Origin of the sequence: Kitasatospora sp. NPDC059747, from assembly GCF_042732955.1 — a bacterium.
In the GTDB taxonomy this organism is placed as follows: Bacteria; Actinomycetota; Actinomycetes; order Streptomycetales; family Streptomycetaceae; genus Kitasatospora.
The window spans coordinates 1-9,886 of sequence record NZ_JBHWGV010000199.1; the positions used below are offsets into that span (position 1 = coordinate 1).

At 74.5% G+C, this 9,886-nt stretch carries 11 protein-coding genes; 6 read left to right on the plus strand and 5 right to left on the minus strand.

The annotated features are described in order from the left end of the window. Positions 1–316 precede the first annotated feature (316 nt). From ACFV4G_RS41730 to ACFV4G_RS41740, 3 genes are all read left to right on the plus strand, one after another. A complete protein-coding gene (locus ACFV4G_RS41730) occupies positions 317–970 on the plus strand; it encodes a serine aminopeptidase domain-containing protein (RefSeq protein WP_380448550.1) in 654 nt (217 codons plus the stop codon). Positions 971–1,127: 157 nt separating this feature from the next. Further along, positions 1,128–1,634: an SRPBCC family protein gene (locus ACFV4G_RS41735; RefSeq protein ID WP_380448552.1), complete on the plus strand. Its 507-nt coding sequence runs from the start codon at positions 1,128–1,130 to the stop codon at positions 1,632–1,634. Positions 1,635–1,711: 77 nt separating this feature from the next. Next, positions 1,712–2,743 carry a sulfotransferase gene (locus tag ACFV4G_RS41740; RefSeq protein WP_380448554.1) on the plus strand — a complete coding sequence of 344 codons (1,032 nt, stop codon included), beginning with the start codon at positions 1,712–1,714 and terminating at the stop codon, positions 2,741–2,743. A gap of 100 nt (positions 2,744–2,843) precedes the next feature. Here the strand turns inward: ACFV4G_RS41740 and ACFV4G_RS41745 are convergent, their stop codons facing one another. Then, complete coding sequence (locus tag ACFV4G_RS41745) at positions 2,844–3,278, minus strand: hypothetical protein (protein WP_380448556.1); 435 nt, start codon at positions 3,276–3,278, stop codon at positions 2,844–2,846. A 330-nt stretch (positions 3,279–3,608) separates the two neighbouring features. Here ACFV4G_RS41745 and ACFV4G_RS41750 point away from each other — a divergent pair, with 330 nt between their 5' ends. The 3 genes from ACFV4G_RS41750 (at position 3,609) to ACFV4G_RS41760 (ending at position 5,657) form a co-directional block, all read left to right on the plus strand. Next, positions 3,609–4,031 (plus strand): BlaI/MecI/CopY family transcriptional regulator, encoded by a 423-nt coding sequence (locus ACFV4G_RS41750; protein ID WP_380448557.1) that lies wholly within the window; start codon positions 3,609–3,611, stop codon positions 4,029–4,031. Next, the gene (locus ACFV4G_RS41755; RefSeq protein ID WP_380448559.1) at positions 4,028–4,978 is read left to right on the plus strand and encodes a M48 family metalloprotease; all 951 of its coding nucleotides are present in this window, start codon (positions 4,028–4,030) and stop codon (positions 4,976–4,978) included. The genes ACFV4G_RS41750 and ACFV4G_RS41755 overlap by 4 nt, the downstream gene beginning before the upstream one ends. A gap of 103 nt (positions 4,979–5,081) precedes the next feature. Next, complete coding sequence (locus ACFV4G_RS41760) at positions 5,082–5,657, plus strand: MarR family winged helix-turn-helix transcriptional regulator (protein WP_380448561.1); 576 nt, start codon at positions 5,082–5,084, stop codon at positions 5,655–5,657. 128 nt (positions 5,658–5,785) lie between these two features. Here ACFV4G_RS41760 and ACFV4G_RS41765 read toward each other — a convergent pair whose 3' ends face one another. The 4 genes from ACFV4G_RS41765 to ACFV4G_RS41780 are packed head-to-tail and all read right to left on the minus strand — an operon-like array spanning position 5,786 to position 9,820. After that, the gene (locus ACFV4G_RS41765; RefSeq protein WP_380448563.1) at positions 5,786–7,243 is read right to left on the minus strand and encodes an ABC transporter ATP-binding protein; all 1,458 of its coding nucleotides are present in this window, start codon (positions 7,241–7,243) and stop codon (positions 5,786–5,788) included. Next, positions 7,240–8,091, minus strand: coding sequence for an ABC transporter permease subunit (locus ACFV4G_RS41770; protein ID WP_380448565.1), 852 nt, complete (start codon positions 8,089–8,091; stop codon positions 7,240–7,242). The genes ACFV4G_RS41765 and ACFV4G_RS41770 overlap by 4 nt, the downstream gene beginning before the upstream one ends. After that, on the minus strand, positions 8,088–9,086 hold the full coding sequence (locus ACFV4G_RS41775) for an ABC transporter permease (protein ID WP_380448567.1): 999 nt from the start codon (positions 9,084–9,086) through the stop codon (positions 8,088–8,090). The genes ACFV4G_RS41770 and ACFV4G_RS41775 overlap by 4 nt, the downstream gene beginning before the upstream one ends. Then, on the minus strand, positions 9,083–9,820 hold the full coding sequence (locus tag ACFV4G_RS41780; RefSeq protein WP_380448569.1) for an ABC transporter substrate-binding protein: 738 nt from the start codon (positions 9,818–9,820) through the stop codon (positions 9,083–9,085). The genes ACFV4G_RS41775 and ACFV4G_RS41780 overlap by 4 nt, the downstream gene beginning before the upstream one ends. Between the last annotated feature and the right edge of the window lie 66 nt (positions 9,821–9,886).

Sequence of the window (9,886 nt, forward strand, 5' to 3'; positions counted from 1 at the left end):
TCTCTAGTCTGCCCACCCCCCCCCCCACCCACCAACACCACAACCCCCACCACCTCGGGTCTTTGTGTTGTTCCCTCCCCTCCCTTCTTAAACCCCCCGAGCCACGGCCCCGACGCGTCGGTCACCAGCCGAAGGCGCCCGGCCCACCCCTGAACGGGCCGGTGATCTCCGGCGAGACCGGTGCCTTCGCGGGGCGGGCCGGCGGTAGCCGCAAGCCCGAGCCCGTCGACCACCATCGCTTCCCGAGAGCCATCCGCGCCGCCTGGCGCTACGAATACCCGGTGTACCGCGCACCCGGAAGCGAACGGAAGGACCCATGCCGCGCCCGTGCGAGCACCTGCGGATCCACCAGCGGCCCGCCATGCCCGACGCCGGGGTGCTCCTGCTGCCGGGCGGCCGCTCGGACGGCCTCGCGCCGCCTCGCCGCACGAACCTCCCGGCCCTGCGCATGCTCCTGTTCGCCAGAGCCCTGCGCCGCCCCCTCCCCCGTGCCGTCGTCGCGTCCGTCCGCTACCGCCACCACGGCTGGAACGGGTCCCGCGCCGATCCCGTGGCCGACGCACAGGCCGCGATGGACGCGCTCGAAACACTCGCTCCGGACGCTCCGCTGCTGCTGGTCGGCCACTCCATGGGAGCCAGGGCCGCCGTGGCGGCGGCCGGCCGTCCTCCGGTCGTCGGGGTCGTCGCGCTGGCCCCGTGGTGCCCGCCAGGAGATCCGGTGGACCAGCTGAAGGGCCGGCGGGTGCTCCTCCTGCACGACCGGTCCGACCGCGTCACCTCGGCCGCCCTGGCATGGGAGTTCGCCCGCCGGGCTGCCGACGCGGGGGCCGTCGTCGAGGCCGTCCCCATGGCCCGGGGCGGTCACACGATGCTGCGCGGCGCAGGCGAATGGCACCGGCTGACCGCGGAGTTCGCGTCCGCGGTCCTGGACGTCACCGAGAACGCCTACCCGGCGCAGGACGCCGAATAGCGAGACCGGCCGGATCTGCTCCCCCGGGCGACGCGGCTCCAAGCCCGTTCCGTCGACGACAGCGACGGCACGCGGCCGGCGCTGTGACCCGGCGCACCTTGACGCGGGGAGCCCGCGCGCGGTGCGATGCCCGGAACACCCATGGGAGGAACTCCGCATGACCAGTGCCGGCCCCGAATCCGTCTCCGTCCGGACGGAGATCGCCGCCACGCCGGACACCGTCTGGGCCGCGGTCGCCGATGTGACGCGCATGGGCGAGTGGAGCCCCGAGTGCACCGGTGCCGCGTGGCGCGGCAGCCCGGCCGCTCCGGTGCCGGGCGCGCGCTTCCAGGGGCACAACCGCAAGGGCGGCATCCGCTGGAACACCGTCTGCCGGGTCGTGGAGGCCGAGCCGGGGCGCGTCTTCGCCTGGGACGTCGACTTCGGGCCGATCGCGGTCGCCCGCTGGGGATTCCGGCTCACCCGGAGCGAGGCGGACGGCGGCGTGACGGTGGTGGAGCAGTTCTGGCAGGACCGCCGCAACCGGGTCAGCGCCTGGACGACGGAGACCGTGCTGCGCACCGGTGACCGCGCGGAGTGGAACCGCCGGAACATGACGGTGACGCTCGCCGCGCTGAAGCGCTCGCTGGAGGCCGGCCCGACGGCAAGCGGAACGGACCGCTGAGGCCACCGCCCGAGCCGGTGGCACGCTTTCGCCTCAAGTACCGCTACGGTTGGACCACTTCGCCGGAAGGGGAGAGCGTGCGCCCGTTGACCTTCATCGTTGGGACAGGGCGCAGCGGGTCGACCGCGCTGTCGCGTGTTCTCAACGTCCACCCCGACGTGCTCAGCCTCAACGAGCTGCTCGCGTCCGTCGGCGCCGAGGGAATTCCGGAACGGCCGCTGTCGGGCGCGGAGTTCTGGCAGCTGCTCGCGGACCCGAACCCGGTCTTCGAGAAGATGATCCGCTCGGGCATCCCGCTGCCGGAGTTCCTCTACACGCGGCGGCCCGGGCGGTACTCGGCCGGGGCTCCGGGGATCCCGGCGATCCTGCTGATGGTGCTGCCGCACGTGTCGGACCGTCCGGACGAGCTGTTCGACGACCTCGGACGAACGGTCCGGCGGTGGCCCCCGCGCCCCGCGGCCGACCAGTACCGGGCGTTGTTCGGTGAGTTGGGCGACCGTTTCGGCCGTACGGCCGTGGTGGAACGGTCGGGGTACTCGACGGGGTGGATCCCCCGCCTGCGGACGCTCTTCCCGGAGGCCCGGTTCGTCCACCTGGTCCGCTCCGGCCCCGACTGCGCCCTGTCCATGAGCCGGCACCCCGGCTACCGGACGATCCTGCTCCTGCGCGAGATCCTCCGACGCTCCGGTGTCACCGGGTTCTTCGAGCTCACCGAGGAACACGTCCGGGCACTGCCGCCCGACCTCGCCCCGCTGCTCGGCGAACGGTTCGATCCGGCACTGGTGCGGGACCGCGTCATCCCGCTCACCGCGTTCGGCGAGCTGTGGTCCCGCCTGGTCACGGAGGGCGTCGCCCACCTGGCGGCCGTGCCCCCGTCCATGCGGACCACGCTGGTCTACGAGGACCTACTGGACGCCCCCGACCAGGAGCTGTCCCGCCTGGCCGAGTTCATCGGCGTGGACCCGGTCGCCGACTGGCTGACCACCGCGCGGAGCATGCTCGACGGCAGCCGCCGGGGCGCGTCCGGACGGCTGTCCCCCGAGGAGCGGCACGCGCTCCGGGATAGCTGCGCCGAAGGGCAGCTGTCCCTGGGGCTGCGCGCGGAGTGAGCTCGGGCCCGGCGCGGCCCGTCGGAGACACGGAAGCCGGCAAGACGGTGACCCAAGCGATCTCCATAGCCGGCCGTCCACATGGACGCCCAGGGCCTCCTCACAGCGCCGAGAGCCCCGCCTCCCGCAGGAAGCCGGTCGGGGCCGGCCGGAGCCTCACCGCGGGGTGCAGGTCCGGCTCCAGGGCGGCCAGCACCTCGGCCGCCGGGTAGCCGAACAGGTCGACGTCCTGGAGGACCACCGGCACGGCGGAGGGTGCCGTCGGCGCGGGGTCGTGCCGCTGGACGTAGACGGACGCCAGCCCGTCCACGTCCCGCCCGGTGCGGCCCGACCGGTCGACGACGTCCCCGAAGGCGAGGAGCTCCAAGCCCTCGTAGCGGGCCGAGAAGGCCCAACCGGCCTGGCAGACCCAGTACTCGTGCACATCCGCCAGGGTCGCGACGGCCCACTGCGCCTCGCGCTCGGACATGCCGAACCGCAGCGCACCCGCCCCGCGGGGCAACACGAGACCGGTCTCCGGCAGCAGCTCGAACATCCCCCGATCCTGGCCCGGACTCCCCCGGCCGCGCAACGCGGTATCGGCGGGCACACCTACCCGAGCCTCACGGTCCTCAGCCTCAACCCCGGCGCATAGCAGGCACCGAGAAGAACAACGCCCCCACCGAACAGCTGCCGCTGGAGGGCCAAGCCGGCATCCGCCGCGAACAGGGCCAGGCCCCCCTGCGGTGGGCAGTCGCCCTCCCCGTAAAGTTAGCTGAGGCACACCTAAGCTACGCAAGCCGTCCCCCTTCTCCACACACCGGGCTCGGGCGGGCCGGTCGGCTCCCGGGATGTGCCGACCGGACGCATCGGAAGAGGGGGAGAGATGGCGAGGGACCGCCAGGAGGCCAGGCGCCCGCACGGGGAGCTCGTCGCGGACGTGATGGCGGTGCTGTGGGCGGCCGACGAGCCGCTGACCGCTCAGCAGGTCAAGGGCGCCCTGCGGCAGGACCTCGCCCGTACGACGGTGGCGACGATCCTGACCCGCCTGCACGAGAAGGGAACCCTGGCCCGCACCCGGCCGGGGCGGTCCTTCGCTTACGCGCCCGTCGCCGACGCCGCCGGTCTGGCGGCCGGCCGGATGCGCCGGGAGCTGGAGAAGGAGCCGCACCGGGACCTCGTGCTGAAGCGGTTCGTGTCCTCGCTCTCCGCCGACGACGGGGACGCCCTGCGTCGCTTCCTCCTCGAAGCGGAGACCGAACGGCCCCCGGCCCTGGAGGGCGCGGTGGAACCGGAGGGCGGGGCATGACACTTGTCCTGCTGACGGTCGCCCTCGCCGTCGCCCTCCCGTGGGCAGCGGTACCCGCAGCACGCCGCCTGGCCGGGCTGCTCCCTCCCCGCGAGGCCTCCTTCGCGCTCACCGGAACGGCGGTGCTGCTCGCGGGTGGCACGGTCGCGGCGCTGATCAGCCTCTTCCACGTGCCGTTCCTCGCGGGGCTGGAGCGACTTCCGCTCGCCCGCGTGGTCGCGCAGTGGCCTGCGGTGGTGCCGGTCTCCTGCGTCGCCGGGGTGCTGCTCACCGCGCAGGTGGTCCGGGTTTCGCTGGCCGCGCGTCGGCATCGCGCGCTGCTGTCGCGCGCGTGGAGGCTGACCGGCGAGGGGACGGCAGACGGAGACCTCCTCGTCCTGCCGGGCGAGGAAGCGGAGGCCTTCGCCCTGCCCCGCCACCGCGGGCACGCCGGCCGCGTCGTCGTGACGGAGGGCATGCTCAGGGCCCTGCGACCGTCGGAGCGCGCGGTGCTGCTCGCGCACGAACGGGCCCATCTCAGCGGGCGGCACCATCTGCTCTCGGGCATCGCCGACCTCGCCGCCGCCGTGCATCCGGCCCTGGGGCGGCTGGGCAGCGCCCTGGAGTTCCACCTGGAGCGGTGGGCGGACGAGGCCGCCGCCCGTGTGGTGGACGACCGGCGGACCGCCGCGACTGCCATCGCCCGTGCCGCACTGGCCGCCTCCGCCGCTCCCGGACGGCACGGCGAGGGTTTCCTCTCCGTGAGCACGGGACCGGTGCCCCGGCGAGTGGAAGCACTCCTGGGGCCTGAGCCCGCCGGGCCGAAGGGGCGCGGGCCGCGCGCGGTCGCCGCCGCGCTCGTCACCGTGGTGCTGGTCTCGGCCCTGCTGGCGATGGGCCTCGCCTACAACCTGCACGAGCACGTGGAGCACGTGGCGGAGATGGTCACCGGCCGATCGCGGCAGTGACGACATCGATGTAGACCAACCATCGGAAGCGTGGGTATGGTGAGCCTCGACTTACCTCTTCGGCGCCCGGAGCGTCGCGCTCTTCCGATGATGGGGACATGGTGTGTACGACGGGCGGAACGAATCGTCGAGTCCGTTCGAGCAGACCGTCTACCTCCTCTCGGAGACCGGCAAGGCCGTCGACCGCCTGCTGACGGCGGGGCTGGCACGACGAGGGTTGTCCCCGGTCCACCACGCGCTGCTGTCGGCGCTGGCCCGGCTGGGGCCGCACGGCCGCCATGACCTCACCGCCCGCGTGACGGCACCCGCGCCCGAGGTGGACCAGGCACTTGAGGACCTCCTGTCGGCACACCTGCTGCAGTCGATGGTCGTCCACGTCGGCGGGCGACAGGAGGTGCTGACGGTCACCGCGTCGGGCCGGGCCGCACTGGACGTGCTCCACACCGATGCGTCGGCCGTGCAGGAGGACCTGCTGGCGTCCCTGACGAAGGGGCAGCGCGTCGAGCTCAACTCCCTGCTCCGGCGGGTGCGCGCCACTGTCGCCCGTGGCACTGGCCGGCGGCCGGACCCCCAGGGGGAGGGCGGATGGACGCTGACCCCGGGGCCCCGCCGGAGCTGGACCCCGGTGCGTGAAGGCGCGGGTGCCACCGACGAACCAGACGCCGCCGAGGCCGGTTAGATCCGACCCAGGTAGATCCGGCCCAGGTAGATCCGGCCCAGGTAGATCCGGCCCAGGTAGATCCGGCCCGGGACACCGGGCCGGCTGCGGCGGGGTTCGTGAGCCCCGGCATCAGCGGCCGGGCGCGTTCACCTCCGCACCGGGCTCGGGGCCGGCCGGTTGTCCGTGAGCAACGCTCCGTCGGAGCCCCCGAGGGTGAGGACGGCGTCGGCGTGGGCCGCCACCATCGGCAGGTCGTGGCTGACGAGGACGACGGCGAGGCCCCGGCCGTCGCGCAGGTCGCGCAGGAGGTCCATGATGCCGTCGGCGGTGTCGGCGTCGAGGGCGGACGTGATCTCGTCACAGAGCAGGACGTCGGGTTCGGCGGCCAGCGCGCGGGCGATGGAGACGCGCTGGCGCTGCCCGCCGGAGAGTTCGTGGGGGTACCGGGCGGCGTGGTCGGGTGCGAGGCCCACCGCGGTGAGCAGTGCGGCGACGCGATCCCCGCGGCTGTCGGCGGGCGCGGCGAAGTGGAGCTTCAGCGGGCGCGCGAGGGTGGCGCCGACGGTGTGGGCGGGGTTGAGGGCGCCGAGCGGGTCCTGGGGGACGAGTTGGATGCGGCGGCGCTGGTCCCGGCCGCGGCGCCGGTAGGTGGCGGCCAGGTGTTCACCGCCGAGGGAGATTCGGCCTGCCTCGGGGCGGTGGAGGCCTGCGAGGGTGCGCAGCAGCGTGGTCTTGCCGCACCCCGACGGGCCGGTGATCCCGGTCAACGTGCCGGTCCGCAGGGTGAGGTCGAGACCGGTGAGGACCCGGCGGCGGCTGCGACCGGTGCCGACGTGGGCGTCGAGCGCCGTCACCTCGACGACCGGCACCGTGTCCGCGGAAGCGCGAGCCCGTGCGGGCGCCGGCGGCGTTGCCGGTGTCCTCGGGGTCGTTGCCGGACGTTCGGGCCGCAGGACGAGGACGTCGTCGGCACAGCGGGCCACGAAGTCCGGGTCGTGGCTGGTGAAGGCGATGGCGATGGCGTCGCCGGCGGCGATGGCGCGCAGGAGGTCGGCGATGTCGTCGCGCAGGGCGGCGTCGAGGCCGGCGGTGGGTTCGTCGAGGAGGAGGACGGCGGGCTGTCGGGCGAGCGCGCGGGCGAGGGCGACGCGTCGCTGCTGGCCGCCGGAGAGGTTCCCGGTTCGCCGGTGTTCGAGGCCTTCGCCGGCCGGCAGGTGGACCGCGCGCAGCAGGTCCGGCACGGAGGTGCCGCGGCGGTCGGTGGCGGTCTCGGTGACGAGGTGTGCGACGCGCATGCGGGGGTTGAGTGCGGAGCCCGGGTCCTGGCCGACGAAGGCGAGCTTGTGGCGGCGGAGGTCTCGCAGGTCCTCGGGCGGGAGGGCGAGGATGTCGTGGCCGAGGACCGTGAGGGTTCCGGCGGCGACGTGGGCGCCCGGCGGGAGTGCTCCGGCGAGGGCGCGCAGGAGGGTGGTCTTGCCGGCGCCGGAGGGTCCGGTGATCGCGGTGACGTGGCCCGGGGTGAGGGTGAGGGTGGCGTCGGTGAGCAGCGGAGTGCCGTCGAGGGTGATGGACAGCGCGGCAGCGTGGGCGGCGGTGGTGCTCACAGCGGGGTCTCCGGGGTGGGCCGGGCGGGGGCGAGGGCTTCGGCGGCGAGGTTGACGCTGATGGCGAGCAGGCCGATGGCCAGGCAGGGGGCGCCGACGGCCCAGGGGTTGAGGGTGAGGCCGGCCGCGTTCTCGCGGATCATCAACGCCCAGTCGGCTTCCGGGGGTTGGGGTCCGAGTTGGAGGAAGGCGGCGACGGAGACGATGTAGACGCCTTCGACGAAGCGCAGGCCGAACAGGGCGAGGACGGTGGAGCGCAGGTTGGGCAGGACCTCGCGCACGGTCAGGTGCCACAGGTTCTCGCCGCCTGCGGCTGCCGCTTCGACGTAGCCGGTGGTGGCGATCGGGGCGGCCGCGGCGGCGACGATGCGTACGGCATAGGGGATGCCGAGCAGGGTGGCGGCGGCCGCGACGGCGAGGCGGCCGCCGGCCGGCCAGGCGAGGGCGACGAGCATGATGGCCAGGACGGAAGGGAGGAGGATCGTCAGGTCGGCGGCGCGTTCGATCCACCGGCCCAGGGTGGGGCGCAGGGCGGCGGCGATGCCGATGGCGGTGGCGGCCGCGGTGACGACCAGGGCGATGGCCAGGGCGGTGGCGATCAGGGGTGCACCGCCGGTGAGGAGGCGGCTGAGGACGTCCCGGCCGAGCTGGTCGCCGCCGAGCGGTGCGTCGCCGCCCGCTCCGGCGTAGGGGAAGGTGACCGGGGTGTCGATCGGGTGCGGGGCGAGGAGCGGCCCGGCGAGCGCGAGGACGACGAGAACGAGTGCGGGCACGGCACGCGCGAGGACACGTCGCTTCCGGCGGATGGGCGCGGTGGCCGGGGTCGTGGTCGTGGTCGGGAAGGTCATCGGCGCTCGTCTCCGAGGGCGGTGGTGCGGACGAGGTCGGCGAGCAGCAGGAGCAGGCTGACGGCGGCGCCGGCGGCGGCCACCACCCCGGCGACGAGCGGGGTGTCGCGGTCGGTGATGGCTCCGGCCAGGACGGCGCCGATGCCGGGGTAGTTGAAGAGGGTCTCGACGACGACGGTGCCGCCGAGCAGCATGCCGGCGGACGTGGCGATGCCCACGGCGATCGCGGGCAGGGCGCCGGGGAGCATGTGGCGGCCGAGGACGCGTCGGCGCGGCAGGCCGTCGAGGATCGCGGCCTGGACGTGCGGCAGGGCGGCCTGGTCGGCGAGCGCTCCGCGCACGATGCGGGTGTTCCAGCCGATCTGGGGGACCGCCAGGGAGAGCAGCGGCAGGACGGTCATCGTCCAGGACTCGGGGCTGCCGTCCGGGCCGGTGAGCGTGACGGCCGGCAGCCAGCCGGTCCACTGGGACAGCAGCAGGAGCAGGCCGACCGAGACGACGAACTCCGGCAGGGCGAACGCGGCGGTGGACAGCGCGTCGACGGCCCGGTCGGTGCGCCCGCCCGGGCGCAGCGCGGACCAACCGCCGAGGGCGAGCGCGCCCACGGTGCTGAGGACCAGCGCGAGGCCGCCGAGCAGGAGGGTGTTGGGGAACGGGCCGGCCAGGACGTCGGTGACGTGCCGGCCGCGTGCGGTGGTGCCGAGGTCGCCGGTGGGCAGGCCGGTCATCCAGTCCCAGAACCGCTGCGCTACCGGGCGGTCGAGCCCGAGGGCGGCGCGGCGGGCGGCGAGGTCGGCGGCGGTGACACCCCGGTCCGAGGTCGCGCCCGCGGCGTCGCCCGGCAGGAGTTCGACGGCGGCGAAGACGGCGGCGAGCAGGACGACGAGCAGGACCAGGCGCCGCAGGGCCTGCCGGGCGACCCGGCCCGCACCGGGGAGGGTGCGGGCCGGGTGGCTCCGGGACGCTCGCGCGTCCGCGGGGTGAAGGGTGGTCAACGCGCCAGCCAGGTCTTCTCGAGCTGGACCCGGCCGTAGCCGGGGAGCTTGGGCAGGTCGCGCACGGCCGCTCCGGCGAGGTCGATGCCGTCGGCCATGCCCCACAGCAGGTAGCCGGACTCGGCGAACTCGGTCTCCTGGAGCTGGTGGAGGAGCTTGTCGCGCTCGGCGGCGTCGGCGGTGCCCATGGCCTTGCGGTAGGTCTCGTCGAAGGCGGGCTCGTTCCAGCCGGACTCGTTCTGGCCGGCGTCGGAGAGCATCGTCTTGGAGGCGAAGAAGACGACGGAGTCGTTGGTGCCCCAGTAGGTGGTGTAGAGCGTGCCCTTGAGCCAGGTGGCGTCCCAGAACACCTTGGAGTCCTGCTTCACGACGTTGATCTTCACCCCGGCCTCGCGGGCCTGGGTGGCGAACAGGGTCGCGGACTCGGCGAGGCCGGCGATGTCCTCGGTGGTGATCAGGTCGTAGGTCTTGGAGGTGTCGAAGCCGGCGTCGGCGAGCAGCTGCCTGGCCTTGGCGAGGTCGCGGGTGCGCTGCGGGATGTCCTTGGCGAAGGCGGGGTCGCCGGTGCCGAGGATGTCGTTGGCGACGCTGCCGTAGCCGGAGAGGACCTGCTTGACCATGGCGTCGCGGTCGACGGCGAGCCGCAGGGCCTCGCGCACCCCCCCCGCGGCGAACCGGCCCGCGGCGGGGCGCAAGACCATAGGCATCGCCCAGTCGGTTGGGCCGCGCCGGATACCGCCCTCCGTGGGGGCCCCGGCGGGGCGGGCGGGGCCCCGGCCCCCCGGGGGGGGGGGGGGGGG